Source organism: Terribacillus saccharophilus (assembly GCF_002272745.1).
GTDB lineage: Bacteria > Bacillota > Bacilli > Bacillales > Amphibacillaceae > Terribacillus > Terribacillus saccharophilus_B.
The window spans coordinates 43,235-57,890 of record NZ_NPBD01000002.1 but is presented as its reverse complement, the minus strand read 5'-3'; the positions used below and the strand labels follow the sequence as shown (position 1 = coordinate 57,890).

Here is a 14,656-nt window from a genome sequence, read left to right as displayed (position 1 = left end):
GAAAAGTGTTTAATCTCGCATTGCTCTTGCCATCTGAATCAGCATGTTCACCATGCTCAGTTGATCCCCAAACTGTCCAATACGCTGCGGAACAGTTTTACCGTAAAAATAATTCGCCTGCTTTTCCAATTCAGTGAATGTGCTCGGGTCACGCGCAAGTGTGCGGTACCATACCGGGTGAAGTCTGACAAAACGGAGCAGTTCTTCCCTGTGCTGCAGCCTTTGATAGATTTCCTGCCGCATCACCCTACCTCCTTTTAGTCCTTATGAAAGAATGTCGGCGTCTTCTTCTTTGAAGGAAACTGTTGTTTCACACCTTGATATTGCCCGATCAATTGCTTGATATTTTCAAGCGCTCCATTCAAATGATGGATATGGCCCTGCAGTTTTTGCAAATCTAACTGATTTGCCATTCCCATCACCTTGTTGAACATTTCTTTTCCTGTCTCTTCTGATTCCTTTTCTGTTTGCTCAGCCTCTACCTCTGTTTCTGTTTCTGTTTCTGTTTCTATTTTTGCATTCTGTCCATTTTTATATGCTTGCCAGCTCGGATCCTCTTCACCCAACAGCACCCACTTTTCATAGTATGGCTGCCAACCTGCCTGATTCTGCCTAACTTCTTGAATCAGCTTAGGGTGCTGCTGAACAAATTGTCTGAATTCCTGAATAGAAGGATGCAAATTCGTATCTGACATTACATTCATCTCCTAACCAGATAAATACCCTCTCTGACCAATGTATGAAAGACTTTAGGAAATGACACAAAAAAACGGGATTCCTCAGCGGAAACCCCGTTATTGTAAAAGAAAATTCTGCGTATAGTAGTAACGATACACGCCTACACCAAGCTCTTCATATGATGCGTCGAGCATTGTTTTGCGATGCCCTTCACTATTCAGCCAGCCAATCATTGCTGCAGGAGCATCTGTATAGCCAGCGGCGATGTTCTCACCTGCACTTTGGAATCTGACTTGACCGTCAGCCAACCGATCTCCAAGTTCCTCACCACTTGGCGTCACATGAGAGAAATACTGTTGCTTCTGCATGTCTTCACTATGGCCAAGCGCAACAGCGGCTACCTGATCATTCCATTCGAGCGGCGGGACATCAAAATATGACCGCATAACATTCGTTATATCAATGACCTGCTGTTCCATTCCTTCCTGCACCTGCTGCCATTCTTCATCTGATAGCTGAGGCTGCTCAGGCAGCTGACCTGTATATGTTACATCATAAGGCCGCTCCATTACGAGCTGATCATCAGTCAGAACTCGCACTGCAGTCAGTTCATCCTCAAATGTATCGAAATAAAACTGAGCGAACAAACCATCACCAATCTGGGCAAGAGGCTGTATCTGCTGATCCTTTTCCTTCAGCTTGAATGTATATCGATTGCTATCATATCGGAATGAAACTTCTTCTTGAAGCGGATAATCCTGTTCTACTTCCTCCCGGCTCTCACCAAGCTTCGCTTTTGCAAGAGATGCTTCACCGACAGCAAAGGCAGAGATGACTCGCCCATCTTTTACACCATACTGTGCATAAGCATCACCTTTATCATATATATACCATTCATAACCATAAGAAGATTGATCAATCCGATCTGGTTCCCCTTGATCCTTTTCTAATGTATCAGGCGCTTGATTTATCCAGCGTTCTATATCACCATTCGGTTTCTGGGCAGCTTCCGCTTTTGGTGTTTGCTCTGTATCTCCTGACTTTGCATCCTGGGCAGGAGCCAGATAATCATCCTTGTTCCAAAAGAACAGCACGCCTGCTCCAACTACGAGTAACAATAATACGATTCGTAAGCTCTTCATGCATCCTGCCCCCTTTCCATAAGTTGCACTTATTATAATACAAAATCCAATTCGGAGATAGTCGACTCCTTCGACAAGCTTCACATACCATCTGCGGGAAGCAGTTGTCCATAAGTTCGGAACTGAATCAATCCTCCTACCTGACCAAGCTTTTTGAAGCCGCATCTTGTTAGGACTTCTTGCTTTTCTTCCTCCTCTGGCTTACAGAATGCATGTATTGTCTCGATGCCATGCTTCAGCAGCCAATCGCAAATGCTGATTATTGCTTCATCTTCGTATCTTTTACCTTGCATCTCCTCACGAATATCAAAATATAATTCAGCTTGAGCAGCATCTTGAGGAGGTTGTTTAATAAATACGTCCCCGACCATATCCTTTTGATATTTTGTATGTAAAATCCATGGTCCAAAACCAAAGCTTGTCTGTCCAGTTTCAAATTCCTCCAGATAAAGAGGCAGCTCTGCCTTCAGGGCATTTTTCGGCCAATCCGTCACATACGAAATTTCCTGTTCATAAAAGAAGGTAACGGGAAATCGAACGAGCTGCTTTCCCATCTCCATTGTTATAGCTTTCATAATTAAACGCGGTGTTTCCATATCCATTTACTTTCCCTCTCTCCGATGCACATTTATGGTTCTTATTCCCGCTACTTCCTACTACATAAACACAAAAAAACACCTCCATATGGAGGTGTTTTTTATTAGAATATCGCAGGAGTTGTGAAAACCACAAGTGCGATAAAGAAAATCATCAAGTAGTTCAGGCTAAAGACGAACATCCATGTCGCCCACTTCAAATCATTTTTCATAAAGAACCCAGCTATACCGATTGCAAGCCAGCCAACGTTTAATACACTGGCGATGACAACAAATACAGTTCCTAGAGAAGTTAGGTAGAATGGAAGCGGAAGCAAACATGCTGTATAAACGACAATCTGGCGCTTCGTAATACCAAAGCCGTATACAGAAGGCAGCATTGGGATATTAGCAGCTTTATAATCATCTGCTTTTTTCATAGCCAATGCTAAGAAATGCGGCGTCTGCCAGATAAACATGATAGCGAAAACGATCCAAGCTTCTGTGCTCAAACCGCCATCGATAGCCGCGTAACCGATTAGCGGAGGAACCGCACCGGAGAAGCTTCCGATTGCTGTATTAATTGTATAACGACGTTTAGACCACATCGTATAAAGTACAACATAAGCAAACCAGCCGAAAATACCAATCGCTGCAGCTTGCCAAGTTGTCAGGAATAGAAATCCTACGCCAAGGACTGTAAATCCAATTCCCATCGTAAGTACAACAGAAAGTGGAATCGTACCTGTTACCGTCGGACGTTTTTTCGTCCGTTTCATCACATGGTCGATATCACGATCGTAATAGTTATTGATTACACATCCGCCAGCAATGACCAAACCGCTTCCGAGCATCATGTAAATGAACGTCGGGATATGGTCGACGAATTGTTGGTTCGTCATATACAGCGCGAGCCAGAAACCGCCGAAAGCCGTCAATAGATTTGAATTTATAATACCAGTTTTTATAAGCGCCTTAAAGTCTGTCCACAGACTAGTAGTAGAATCGGCCTGTTCAGCACCGTTCAATACTTGTGAAGAAGTTGTTTCGATCTTTTCCACACCAGCACATCCTTTCTGCTTGGTTAACCATAATTCTTGTATTCTATCACACTTTTAATATTGTAACACGTCCAGCTGCGTCAATCGAAACGGTTTTTGACAATTTGCTGAACTAATACCTTATCTTCTCACTCCATTCATTGAAGTGGAAAAGCACAGGTCATAAAATTGACAAGAAATTTGTCCTTCTATAAATAGATTTCATGTTACGATAGGCTTAATGTTTTTATCCTAGCTATAAGTTTGTATATAAGAGGTGTTTATACGTGAAATTATTGAAAACCTTATCTGTGATCAGCACCATAGGTATGCTGTTCATCTTGCTTGGCGGTGCCCTTGTTACCAAGACGGGCTCAGCTGATGGCTGCGGACAAAGCTGGCCGTTGTGTGAAGGGGCATTAACCAACATTACGCCCGAGCTTATTATAGAAGTTGCCCACCGATTTGTTTCTTCAACAATGGGGATCGTCATTCTGTTACTGGCAATCCTCGCTTGGCGTAAAATCGGTCATATTCGAGAAGTTAAGTTCTTGTCCATCGTGGCAGTAGCCTTTCTTGTAATACAAGCATTAATTGGAGCAGCAGCTGTTGTTTGGCAGCAATCCGATACTGTATTGGCGCTGCATTTCGGGATCTCGCTTATTTCATTCGCTTCTGTGCTTCTGCTTACTCTCATAGTATTTGAAGTGGACAAGAAGTTCGATGCCCGCGCGCTTGTTATCCGAAAAGGAATGCGAATTCAATTTTATCTGCATACAATTTTCATTTATTTGGTTGTCTATACCGGAGCGCTTGTACGTCATATGAATGCAAGCCTTGTTTGCGGAGATTTCCCTCTATGCTCGAATGCAGATCCAGGTCTTTTCGGATTGAGCACAGCTCAAATGGTACAGATGCTTCACCGTGGCGCAGCTATGCTAGCGCTTGTCTGGTCCTTAATCATCATGATTCAGGTGCTTCGTCGTTACAAAGGACATGCGGTGATGACTAAAGGCTGGATCATCAGCTTTTGTCTTCTGTCCGCACAAGCAATCGTCGGTATGCTTGTCATTTTCACTGGAATGAATTTATTCGTGGCTCTCATGCATTCGTTGATTATCAGTGTCTACTTCGGAATCATGACTTACTATATCATGCTGTCCTTCCGAAGCGCGAAATACGAAAAAGAACTATAAAAAAATCCACTGCCATCTTAGCGGCAGTGGATTTTTTTTATTCAAATTCTACAAGCAAATCTCCAACCTGAATCGGTTCTCCATCTTTAACGTATACTTCTTTGATCGTTCCATCTAATGGCGCTTGTACTGTTGTCTCCATCTTCATCGCTTCTGTAATAAGGAGCTGTTGACCCTTTTGTACTTGCGCACCGCCAGCGACCAATGATCTGATAACTGTTCCAGGCATTGTTGCACCAATATGCTTCTTGTTCTGTTTATCAGCTTTTGGTGTCGTCTTTACTGTGGCCTGAACTTGTTCATCACGCACTAGAACCTCGCGAGGCTGTCCATTAAATTCGAAGTAGATCGTCCGCATTGCATCCGAACCCGCTTCGCCAATTGCGACAAGCTTTACGATCAAGGTCTTTCCTGGTTCGATTTCAATTTCGATTTCTTCATCCAGCTTCATACCATAGAAGAATGTTGGTGTTGTCAGTACAGACAAGTCACCATAAGCTTCTTTGAAGGCTGCGTATGTTTCAAATACTTTCGGATACAGTGAGTAAGCAGCAACATCCTGTTCCGTGATGTCAGCTTCCACTTTCTCATCCAATTCACTTCGCAGCTGATCAAAATCGACAGGAGGTAACAATTCGCCAGGTCGTTCCGTAATTATTTCACGATCCTTTACAATCACCTTCTGTAATTCTTTCGGGAAGCCGCCATATGGCTGTCCGAGGTAGCCTTGTGCGAATTCTATGACAGAATCCGGGAAATCAAGAGCTGCACCTCTCTCAATGACACTAGTTTCATCCAAGTCGTTTTGAACCATGAATAACGCCATGTCACCTACAACTTTAGAAGAAGGTGTTACCTTAATAACATCTCCGAAAAGATCGTTTACCCTTCTGTACATTACCTTCACTTCATCCCAGCGATCACCTAATCCAACTGCATTAGCCTGCTGCAGCAGATTGCTGTATTGCCCGCCTGGCATTTCGTGCAGATATACTTCTGCATGCGGAGCTTTCATGCCGCTTTCGAAGTCACTGTAGCGGTTGCGGACATCTTCCCAATAAGAACCAAGCTCGTCATAATTTTCAACATTGATGGACGGTCTGCGCTCCATCCCCTGCATTGCGTGATAAAAAGAGCTGGCGCTAGGCTGAGAAGTTAGACCAGCCATTGAACCTGCAGCAACATCGACGACATCAACACCAGCTTCTACAGCCTTCATATATGTCAAGACACCATTACCGCTCGTATCATGCGTATGCAAATGAATCGGAAGTGATACGGTATCCTTCAAAGCGCTGACCAGATCATATGCAGCCTGTGGTTTTAACAACCCTGCCATGTCCTTGATACCGATAATATGTGCACCTGCTGATTCGAGTTCCTTTGCCATCTTCGTATAATAAGCTAGATCGTATTTTGTCCGGCTCGGATCCAGGATATCTCCACTGTAACAAAGCGCAGCTTCTGCCACCTTATTTTGCAGTCGTACAGCTTCGATAGCGGGCTTCATATTTTCAATCCAGTTCAAGCTATCGAAGATACGGTATACATCAATGCCAGCTTCGGCACTTTCTTTGATAAATTTCTCTACAACGTTGTCCGGATAGTTTTTGTAACCGACAGCATTGCTTGCACGAAGCAGCATTTGGAATAACACATTCGGCATTTTCTCCCGTAGTTTAGTCAATCGCTCCCAAGGATCTTCCTTTAGGAAACGATAAGCTACGTCGAAGGTAGCACCGCCCCACATCTCGACAGAAAATAGGTTAGGCAATAGTTTCGCAGTTGGCTCAGCAATTGTTAATAGATCCTTCGTTCTAACACGTGTAGCAAGAAGTGATTGGTGAGCATCACGGAAGGTTGTATCTGTTAGCAAGACTTCTTCCTGCTCTCTCAGCCAGTCGGAAAGCCCTTCAGGACCATGCGCGTCCAGAATCTGCTTTGTTCCGTTTTGATAATCAAGCCCTTTTGAAAGCTTTGGAATTCTTGGATTCGGAAACTCAGGTTTCTCAGCCTTTCCACTGCCATCAAATCCATTAACAGTTGTATAGCCGATATACTGGAGCATTTTTGTTCCTCTATCCTGCCGTTTCGGGAAGTTGAACAATTCCGGTGTTTCATCGATAAAGCCGGTTGTATAGTCTGCAGACAAAAATTTGTCATGCAGGATCACGTTTTCCAAAAATGGGATGTTTGTCTTAATGCCTCGGATACGGAACTCTCGAAGGTTTCTTTCCATCTTGTACGCTGCTTGTTTGTAATCCGCTGCCCAAGTCGATACTTTTACAAGCAAGGAATCATAGTAGGAACTAATGACGGATCCTTGGAACGCATTCCCGCCATCTAAACGAACACCAAATCCGCCACTGGAACGATAAGCCATAATTTTCCCGGTATCTGGCATAAAGTTATTAAGCGGATCCTCCGTTGTCACACGTGCTTGAATCGCATAGCCGTTTGTTCTTATCTCTGACTGTGCAGGGATATGAAGGCGTTCATCTGAAAGGCTGTACCCTTGAGCAAGCAAAAGCTGTGTTTGAACGATATCTACTCCTGTAACCAGCTCGGTGATTGTATGCTCTACTTGAACACGAGGATTAACCTCGATGAAATAGAAGTTGTTATCCGCCACAAGAAATTCAACTGTTCCAGCATTCAAATAGGAAACATTTTTCATTAATTTAACAGCCGCATCACAAATAGCAATTCGAAGTGTTTCCGGCAAGCCGACACTTGGAGCTACTTCAATAACTTTTTGATGCCTTCTCTGTATGGAACAGTCGCGTTCGTATAAATGTATAATATTTCCGGCACTATCCCCAAGGATCTGTACCTCAATATGTTTTGGATTTTCAATAAGCTTCTCAACGTACACTTCATCACTGCCGAATGCAGCTTTAGCCTCTGATTTCGCTCGCTCATAAGCTTCGGCAAGTTCATCCGCCGAGCGTACGACACGCATGCCTCGCCCGCCGCCGCCCAAAGAAGCTTTGATGATGATTGGAAAGTTATGACTTTCGACGAAAGCTTTAACTTCGTCCAGCTCTTGGACTGGTCCATCACTTCCTGGGATGACTGGTATTTCTGCAAGCAACGCCTGCTGTCTCGCCTTCACTTTATCCCCAAACATGTCCAACTGTTCGCTGCGCGGGCCGATAAAGATGATTCCTTCTTCTTCACAGCGTCTTGCAAAGTGGATGTTCTCAGAAAGAAATCCATAGCCTGGGTGAATAGCGTCTGCACCGGAAGTTTTCGCAATTTCAAGAATATTTTCGATGTCAAGATAGGCATCAATCGGCTTTTTCCCTTCGCCGACTAAATATGCCTCATCCGCTTTGAAGCGGTGACTGGAGGATTTGTCCTCTTTTGAATAGATTGCAACTGTATGTATTCCAAGCTCGACACAAGCCCGGAATACACGTATCGCAATTTCCCCTCTATTTGCTACTAGAACTTTGTTGATTCCCCTTAGTTCGTCCATCGTTCTCCTCCTCTAGTCTTTTCCCTGGTTTGTGTAGTAGTACTAGTGGTGCGGATCCTCTGTCGATTGGAGGGACGTCTTCCCCGCTTATCTTGCGTGAAGGTGCTTTCTGACACGATCAGCTCTTGAGAACGTACATGCTTGGCAATGTTATTCAATATACCCATAGAAGCGAATAGAATCATCAAGGATGTACCACCGTAACTGACAAATGGCAGTGTAACACCTGTGATTGGCAATAGACCGGTGATTGCGCCCAGATTGATGAAGGTCTGGATCCCCACCATCGACGAAATGCCTATTGCCAATAAAGAACCGAAACTGTCTCGGCATTGTCTGGCGATATAAAAACCGCGTAATACAATGATCGCAAGCATCGCCAATACGGCAGCAACTCCGATAAATCCGAGCTCTTCCGCTATGACAGCCATAATGAAGTCTGTGTGCGGTTCCGGCAGATAACCTAGCTTTTGGATGCCTTGTCCCAATCCATCTCCGAAAATACCTCCATTTCCGATAGCTAGATAGGATTGTACAAGCTGGAAGCCTCCGTCTTGAACATTATCTTCACTGAATGGCTGATAAGCTCCAGTGAATCGCGAGATACGTTCTTCGTTGATCATGTGCGGCATTACAGCGAGTATAAGTCCGACACCTGCAGCAATCAGAAGGCTCAAATGTCTCAAACGTATACCTGCACTGACTATAATCGAGCAAGAAATTAGGAATACAATAGAAGCTGAACCAACATCCGGCTGAATAACAATCAGGCCAAGTATAAGCCCTAATGCAATAAGTGGCGGCAAAACACCTTTTGAGAAACTGTCCAGATATTTCTGTTTCTTCGCATATACTGCAGATAGATAGATGATCATACCCACTTTAGCCAGCTCTGCCGGCTGCAGGCTGAAGAAACCAAGATTAAACCAAGATCTGGATCCGTTCACTTTACCTGTGAACAAAACCAATACAAGCATAGCAATGATAACCAGCATGATCGGCTTAATCCATTTCTGGAACTTCTGATACGGAACAAAACAGAAAAATGCAAAGACTGGCATCGCTAAAGCAATCCAAATCAATGTTCTGATAAAGAAGGAAGTGGCTGGCTGATCAAATTTGACAACCGCTACCGTATAACTTGCACTATAAACCATTACTGCGCCAAATGCAGTCAGCAGCAGCGGAGTGAATAGCAAAGTAAAATCGAAATTACGCAATCTTTTTTTCATCTTAAAGCTCCCATAGTATGTATTTTACACTCGTTACAAATCGCCAGATTCATAGAATAATAAAAAAACCCCGCCGAATTAAAGGGCAATGGGGTTTCATCTTTCGTATGGGATGCCCGTACAAGCAATTGCAGGCGGTCTCCAGCGGTTAAGGACGCATAGACCGCTGTGCTGCCTCATGCAGCACATTCAACTGCCTTTCCAAGTTTTCAAGAAGCTCTTTTCCATCTTCTTCTTTCACGAGATTCAATCGAATTGCAAAATCTATCTCACGTGACAAACCAAACATTTGTGTATCGAGTACTTCTTCATAAAGCGGACATTGCGGCATCGTCAAATTGTCCATCTGTACTTTGATTAGTTTAAGTATTTTATCAGCATCCGCCAAAAGAAGGGCATATGCTTTCTCTTGATTACTAACGGTGATCTCAGATATCAATATTATCCCTCCGTTAAACAGACTTCTTCTATACAATTCTAGCGGTAGTCCTGCTAAATTGCAAGACACGTCCAGGTAATATTTTTGTCGAATCGTTGTCAATTGTCACAATCTTTATGTTAAGCTATATCTATAGATACTCTGGAAAAGGAAGTGTCGCTATATGGTAATCACCCTGACAGGCAGAGTGGATTTTCCACTCACACTTGATCCATCCGTCTGGATTTTTGATGATCGCAAAATCCTTTTTGAAAACGCTTTTAAAGAAGTTGAGTCAATTCCCGTTGCGGAAGAAAAGCACTGGGATCGCTCTATTTATCAGCAAAAGATGAAGCCGCCTATTAATAAGAGTCTTACAAAGGCTGAAAGAAAACTGGCACTCGAGAACAGTTATGTAATGCCTATTTCCGATTTTCTCAAAACAGCCAGTATACAAGAAGATGCCACGCATGCGGTATTTCTGACAGACTCTGGTGAAGAAATCGCACCTTTGGACGAGCTTAAGGCAAGTATGTTCCTTTTCGCAGTAGATGGGCGCAGTATTAAAGAATCCGGACCTGCTCACTGCTACCTGCCCAGCAGGAAGGAAGATCCTATCAAAGCAATTCGTCAGATAAAAATCTGCTAAGGTTCCTGTTTAGAATCTACTATGATCGGATATGACTGATAGAGACTTTCTGTAAGATACACACAATGGCTTATCGTATGGTAAACTGAAAAAGTATTATACTCTCCTGAGGTGATAGCATGCGTGTAAAATGTGTACTTTGCGATATAGTCGAAGAAATAGATGATGGAAGTCCGCATGCAAAGAAACTGCGGAATCGGCGCAATAGCATGCATATATGCAACGATTGCTCGGACCGTATCTCAATACGGACGAAGGAACGAAAAGCGACCGGGAATTTTAATTTATACCGGGAAAAGAAGACAGATGAACCTTTAATTTAATAAATGAGGTGAAACGATGTCAAAGGGATTAGCTTTACTGACTGCAATATTAGTAATTGCTTGCTTCGTAGCAGCAGGTGTGACGATCAGCTACCAAAACTATGGCTTAATGACAGTCGCGATCATCGCCGGTTTCTTCATTATGGGTGCCGGTATCTTCGCTAAACGAAAAGGACAGTAAAAAAGACGGGCTAACCCGTCTTTTTTTATTTCAATTCGATGTAATCCTTGATCAATTCCTCGTGGATGCTGCTATTGGCTGCGACTACTGTCGTCTTATTCAGGAAATCGACGGGCTCACCTGTTGCATCGGTCAGTTTTCCTCCTACTTCCTGAAGTATTACAAATCCTCCAGCATAATCCCATGGCTGCAGACTGAAGGTTAAGTAAGCATCCGTAATCCCCTCAGCCAGAAAAGCAAGCTCCAACGCTGCTGATCCATATGCACGAGTTCCCATTGCACGATAGACGAGCTGCTGCAGCTTTTCTTCATTCACCCGACGGTTCGGGCAGAGCCAGAAATGGTTCAGCTCGATAATCGATTGATCAAGCGTCTTTTCGGCAAGCTTTGGCAGCTGAAAATCACCTTTGAACGCTCCTTCGCCGCGCTTTGCGTGATAAAGCGTATCTTCCATTACATTATAAATTACCCCGATTTCCGCAATACCGTCATGTATGATTCCTATTGAAATAGCAAAATTTGATTTCTGATGGACAAAATTCATCGTACCGTCTATCGGATCGATTATCCAGACTGTACCTTTCGTTTCGGAAACAGCTTCTCCGATACCTTCCTCCCCTAACACTTTATGTGATGGGTAGTTTTCACGTATTTTAGCCAAAAAGAAAGACTCAACTGCTTTATCCATCTTTGTTACAAGATCTTTCGGGCTTGACTTTGTCATGATCTCCAATGGTTCATCCATCTTCTCTTTGATAAGCTGTCCTGCTTCCAGCACCCACTGTTGCGCTTGCTTATGCAATGTATGCTTCATTGATTGCTCCATCATGTGCCCCCCATTCTTTCCACTAGCTTATCACAAATAGTTCACGATTCGAACCGATTCAATTGCTCGCTGAGTACACGAAGCTTCGCTTTTGCTTCCTTCACAGCTTTGTCATCTTCCTTTTGCATAGCATCAGACAAAGTAACTAGAAAATAATCGATTTCAAGACGTATAGCAGGCACCTTCTCCTGTGCTTCCCTTTTACTTAAGGCCTCCATTACATCACCCATCTTGATCTCCTCCTATCTATTTATACCATCTATCAAGTTGTTTCTTTTTACCACTGCTATGCGGTTTGTAAACCTTTCCTCACTTGCATTTTAACTATTGGACGGGTATGATGAAAGGAGATTTCGGCAAGGAGTGACACTAATGACCGCATTATTCACAAAAGAAGATTTCGATGTTTTTACAATAGATGGTTTAGATGAAAGAATGGAAGTTCTGCGCAGCCGCCTTTCTCCAAAATTGGAGATGCTTGCAACAGAACTAGCTCCATACGCAGAGCAAGTGACAGACCATGATATGTATGTCCATGTCGCTAAGCATGCGCGACGCACGAAGAATGCACCGAACGACACATGGTCCGCCCTTGCTTCGAGCAAACGCGGATATAAGAAGTTACCTCATTTTCAGATTGGGCTGTGGGGTACACATGTTTTTGTCCAATTCGCACTTATTTATGAAAGTCCGTTAAAAGAAACTGTTGGCCAGAAGATGACAGAAGCGAAAAAGCATATTTTAGAATCTATTCCTTCTCACTACGTCTGGTCAATGGATCATATGAAACCCGATGCTGCCCCTATTTCAGATGAGCTATATGACAAAATTACAGATCGTCTGCAGCATGTCAAAAAAGCTGAACTAGTTTGCGGAATTCATCTGCAGCCTGATGATCCGGCGCTTGCTTCTAAGGAAGCTTTCCTTAAGGTGTGTCAGGATGTCCTAAAACATACAGGTATTCTTTACGAACAGGCTGCCTATGAGCCCGTATAACGCATAAAATCCCCTTCCTGTATAAAAGGAAGGGGATTTTTTACATATTGATTTTTGCACCCTGTGAAGCGGCCTTTGCTTTCTGAACTGCTCTATAGCTGGAGTAACCGGAATCTTTTTGAAACTTGGCATCCAGCTGCTTTTCTTCTGATTTAGAAGGTACAACTTGCTTGAAACGTTCGTATGCAAGCAGCAAATCTTCCCGTACAATTCCATCTTCATATGTACGCTCCACTAATGAGAAGAAATTCACTACGTCAATGATCTCTGCTTTCGACCACGTTTCATCTATTGGATAGCTGTAATTCATTCTATCCCTCCTTTTCCCTGGATAATAGTGTAACACGAAAATAACTTTCCATGCGATGCTAGTAATCGTGGTGCAGTTTTGCTATAATTCTTTTGTTTTTAACATATAAAGAGGTGTCAGCTAAGATGTTTTCACAAGAACAAGCACCACTATTCGAGGGTGTGCGTAAGCATGCCGCGAATAAACCATTGCAGTTTCATATACCAGGACATAAAACCGGAAAAGGCATGGATAAGGAATTCTCCGAATATATAGGTGAGAATGCCCTTTCCATCGATTTGATAAATATAGAACCTCTCGACGACTTGCATCACCCACACGGGATGATCCAAGAAGCACAGCAGCTTGCGGCCAAAGCCTTCGGAGCAGACTATACATTCTTTTCCGTACAGGGAACAAGCACTCCGATTATGGCAATGGTCATGAGTGTATGTAAACCAGGGGACAAGATCATTGTACCCCGGAACGTCCATAAATCTGTAACCAGCGCGCTCATCTTCTCTGGAGCGATACCTGTCTTCGTGCATCCTCAGCTGGATCACACACTTGGCATATCACACGGTATCACTCCGGAAGCTGTTGAAAAAGCACTGGAAGCAAATCCGGATGCAAAAGCTGTACTCGTCATCAATCCGACTTACTTTGGTGTTGCTGCCGATTTAGCACATATCGTAGAAATATCCCACCGTTACGAAGTCCCTGTTCTTGTCGACGAAGCACATGGTGTTCACATTCACTTTCACGATGAAATGCCAGTTTCAGCCATGGCTGCAGGAGCAGACCTCGCTGCTACCAGTGTCCACAAGCTTGGAGGTTCACTAACACAAAGCTCCATCTTGAATCTGCGTGAGGGATTGGTACGTCATGAACAGGTTCAGACGGTTCTTTCCATGCTCACATCAACGAGTACCTCTTATATTCTGTTAGCATCATTGGATGCAGCGCGCCGCCAGCTTGCTACCAAAGGCCAGGATATGAACACGCACAGCATACAGCTGGCAAACGATGCACGTCAAAGCATTAACGGCATAGAGGGCCTGTATTGTGCTGGTGAAGAGATTCTTGGCTCAGAGGCAGCTTTTGCTATGGATCCAACTAAGCTGCTTGTGTCTGTAAAACAGCTCGGTATATCCGGCAGCGAAGCAGAACGCTGGCTGCGAAAAGAAAAAAATATCGAGGTTGAACTTTCCGACTTGTATAACTTGCTGTTTCTGATTACACCAGCTGATACAGTTGAAGAAATCCAGCAGCTTATCGATGCATTGACAGATTTGGCAGACCTTCATCAAGCAGAAATTTCAGCTACCGAAATAGAGGTATCTGTACCAGAAATACCTGTCTTATCCTTAAGTCCCCGTGATGCTTTTTATGCAGATACAGAAGCAATCCCGCTTGCAGAAGCAGAAGGTCGAATCAGCGCAGAATCCATCATGGTCTATCCGCCAGGAATCCCGATTTTCATTCCAGGTGAAATCATTAGTGCCGAAAATATCAGCTATATTAAACGAAACCTCGATGCAGGTTTGCCGGTGCAAGGTTTAATGGATGAATCAATTGAATACATTCGCGTTATCAAAGAGCACCATGCCTTTCAATAAAAAAACTCCCC

General features: G+C 43.6%; 17 protein-coding genes. 6 read left to right on the top strand and 11 right to left on the bottom strand.

Annotated elements, in window-relative coordinates; genetic code table 11:
* Nucleotides 1-9: 9 nt before the first annotated feature.
* From CHH58_RS02135 to cyoE, 5 genes are all read right to left on the bottom strand, one after another.
* A complete protein-coding gene (locus CHH58_RS02135) occupies nucleotides 10-243 on the bottom strand; it encodes a YlbE-like family protein (RefSeq protein ID WP_095230991.1) in 234 nt (77 codons plus the stop codon).
* Nucleotides 244-257: 14 nt separating this feature from the next.
* A complete protein-coding gene (locus tag CHH58_RS02130) occupies nucleotides 258-695 on the bottom strand; it encodes a YlbD family protein (RefSeq protein WP_170937494.1) in 438 nt (145 codons plus the stop codon).
* Between the two features lie 99 nt (nucleotides 696-794).
* Entirely contained in the window at nucleotides 795-1,820 is a 1,026-nt protein-coding gene (locus CHH58_RS02125) for a CAP domain-containing protein (RefSeq protein WP_170937493.1), read from the bottom strand.
* 80 nt (nucleotides 1,821-1,900) lie between these two features.
* Entirely contained in the window at nucleotides 1,901-2,422 is a 522-nt protein-coding gene (locus tag CHH58_RS02120) for a GNAT family N-acetyltransferase (RefSeq protein WP_095230994.1), read from the bottom strand.
* 98 nt (nucleotides 2,423-2,520) lie between these two features.
* A complete protein-coding gene (gene cyoE, locus CHH58_RS02115) occupies nucleotides 2,521-3,456 on the bottom strand; it encodes a heme o synthase (protein ID WP_095217503.1) in 936 nt (311 codons plus the stop codon).
* Between the two features lie 266 nt (nucleotides 3,457-3,722).
* Between cyoE and CHH58_RS02110 the strand changes: the two genes are divergently transcribed.
* Entirely contained in the window at nucleotides 3,723-4,631 is a 909-nt protein-coding gene (locus CHH58_RS02110) for a COX15/CtaA family protein (RefSeq protein WP_283162793.1), read from the top strand.
* Between the two features lie 37 nt (nucleotides 4,632-4,668).
* On the opposite strand, the gene pyc is transcribed toward CHH58_RS02110, so the two are convergent.
* The 3 genes from pyc to CHH58_RS02095 form a co-directional block, all read right to left on the bottom strand.
* A complete protein-coding gene (gene pyc / locus CHH58_RS02105) occupies nucleotides 4,669-8,112 on the bottom strand; it encodes a pyruvate carboxylase (protein ID WP_095261954.1) in 3,444 nt (1,147 codons plus the stop codon).
* Complete coding sequence (gene ftsW / locus CHH58_RS02100; protein ID WP_095230996.1) at nucleotides 8,100-9,344, bottom strand: putative lipid II flippase FtsW; 1,245 nt, start codon at nucleotides 9,342-9,344, stop codon at nucleotides 8,100-8,102. Before ftsW ends, pyc begins: the two co-directional genes overlap by 13 nt.
* Nucleotides 9,345-9,492: 148 nt before the next feature.
* Entirely contained in the window at nucleotides 9,493-9,783 is a 291-nt protein-coding gene (locus CHH58_RS02095; RefSeq protein ID WP_038559874.1) for a YlaN family protein, read from the bottom strand.
* A gap of 163 nt (nucleotides 9,784-9,946) precedes the next feature.
* On the opposite strand from CHH58_RS02095, the gene CHH58_RS02090 reads away from it, so the two are divergent.
* From CHH58_RS02090 to CHH58_RS18285, 3 genes are all read left to right on the top strand, one after another.
* Nucleotides 9,947-10,411, top strand: coding sequence for a hypothetical protein (locus CHH58_RS02090; RefSeq protein WP_095230997.1), 465 nt, complete (start codon nucleotides 9,947-9,949; stop codon nucleotides 10,409-10,411).
* 119 nt (nucleotides 10,412-10,530) lie between these two features.
* A complete protein-coding gene (locus CHH58_RS02085; RefSeq protein WP_095230998.1) occupies nucleotides 10,531-10,734 on the top strand; it encodes a YlaI family protein in 204 nt (67 codons plus the stop codon).
* 16 nt (nucleotides 10,735-10,750) lie between these two features.
* Nucleotides 10,751-10,915 (top strand): DUF5325 family protein, encoded by a 165-nt coding sequence (locus CHH58_RS18285; protein WP_164072046.1) that lies wholly within the window; start codon nucleotides 10,751-10,753, stop codon nucleotides 10,913-10,915.
* 25 nt (nucleotides 10,916-10,940) lie between these two features.
* On the opposite strand, the gene CHH58_RS02080 is transcribed toward CHH58_RS18285, so the two are convergent.
* Together CHH58_RS02080 and CHH58_RS02075 are read right to left on the bottom strand one after the other, a co-directional pair.
* On the bottom strand, nucleotides 10,941-11,741 hold the full coding sequence (locus CHH58_RS02080; protein WP_095261953.1) for an inositol monophosphatase family protein: 801 nt from the start codon (nucleotides 11,739-11,741) through the stop codon (nucleotides 10,941-10,943).
* A gap of 41 nt (nucleotides 11,742-11,782) precedes the next feature.
* Nucleotides 11,783-11,971 (bottom strand): hypothetical protein, encoded by a 189-nt coding sequence (locus CHH58_RS02075; protein WP_095261952.1) that lies wholly within the window; start codon nucleotides 11,969-11,971, stop codon nucleotides 11,783-11,785.
* 142 nt (nucleotides 11,972-12,113) lie between these two features.
* Here CHH58_RS02075 and CHH58_RS02070 point away from each other — a divergent pair, with 142 nt between their 5' ends.
* Nucleotides 12,114-12,737, top strand: coding sequence for a YktB family protein (locus tag CHH58_RS02070; RefSeq protein WP_095261951.1), 624 nt, complete (start codon nucleotides 12,114-12,116; stop codon nucleotides 12,735-12,737).
* A 40-nt stretch (nucleotides 12,738-12,777) separates the two neighbouring features.
* Here the strand turns inward: CHH58_RS02070 and CHH58_RS02065 are convergent, their stop codons facing one another.
* Nucleotides 12,778-13,047 carry a UPF0223 family protein gene (locus CHH58_RS02065; RefSeq protein ID WP_095231002.1) on the bottom strand — a complete coding sequence of 90 codons (270 nt, stop codon included), beginning with the start codon at nucleotides 13,045-13,047 and terminating at the stop codon, nucleotides 12,778-12,780.
* Nucleotides 13,048-13,172: 125 nt separating this feature from the next.
* On the opposite strand from CHH58_RS02065, the gene CHH58_RS02060 reads away from it, so the two are divergent.
* Nucleotides 13,173-14,645, top strand: coding sequence for an aminotransferase class I/II-fold pyridoxal phosphate-dependent enzyme (locus CHH58_RS02060; RefSeq protein ID WP_095231003.1), 1,473 nt, complete (start codon nucleotides 13,173-13,175; stop codon nucleotides 14,643-14,645).
* The last annotated feature ends 11 nt before the right edge of the window (nucleotides 14,646-14,656 follow it).

Coding starts and splice junctions, on each gene's coding strand:
- CHH58_RS02060 (WP_095231003.1), top strand. CDS start 13,173: ATGTTTTCACAAGAACAAGCACCACTATTCGAGGGTGTGCGTAAGCAT.
- CHH58_RS02085 (WP_095230998.1), top strand. CDS start 10,531: ATGCGTGTAAAATGTGTACTTTGCGATATAGTCGAAGAAATAGATGAT.
- CHH58_RS02135 (WP_095230991.1), bottom strand. CDS start 243: ATGCGGCAGGAAATCTATCAAAGGCTGCAGCACAGGGAAGAACTGCTC.
- CHH58_RS02120 (WP_095230994.1), bottom strand. CDS start 2,422: ATGGATATGGAAACACCGCGTTTAATTATGAAAGCTATAACAATGGAG.
- pyc (WP_095261954.1), bottom strand. CDS start 8,112: ATGGACGAACTAAGGGGAATCAACAAAGTTCTAGTAGCAAATAGAGGG.
- CHH58_RS02080 (WP_095261953.1), bottom strand. CDS start 11,741: ATGGAGCAATCAATGAAGCATACATTGCATAAGCAAGCGCAACAGTGG.
- CHH58_RS02130 (WP_170937494.1), bottom strand. CDS start 695: ATGTCAGATACGAATTTGCATCCTTCTATTCAGGAATTCAGACAATTT.
- CHH58_RS18285 (WP_164072046.1), top strand. CDS start 10,751: ATGTCAAAGGGATTAGCTTTACTGACTGCAATATTAGTAATTGCTTGC.
- CHH58_RS02125 (WP_170937493.1), bottom strand. CDS start 1,820: ATGAAGAGCTTACGAATCGTATTATTGTTACTCGTAGTTGGAGCAGGC.
- ftsW (WP_095230996.1), bottom strand. CDS start 9,344: ATGAAAAAAAGATTGCGTAATTTCGATTTTACTTTGCTATTCACTCCG.
- CHH58_RS02075 (WP_095261952.1), bottom strand. CDS start 11,971: ATGGGTGATGTAATGGAGGCCTTAAGTAAAAGGGAAGCACAGGAGAAG.
- CHH58_RS02065 (WP_095231002.1), bottom strand. CDS start 13,047: ATGAATTACAGCTATCCAATAGATGAAACGTGGTCGAAAGCAGAGATC.
- CHH58_RS02090 (WP_095230997.1), top strand. CDS start 9,947: ATGGTAATCACCCTGACAGGCAGAGTGGATTTTCCACTCACACTTGAT.
- CHH58_RS02070 (WP_095261951.1), top strand. CDS start 12,114: ATGACCGCATTATTCACAAAAGAAGATTTCGATGTTTTTACAATAGAT.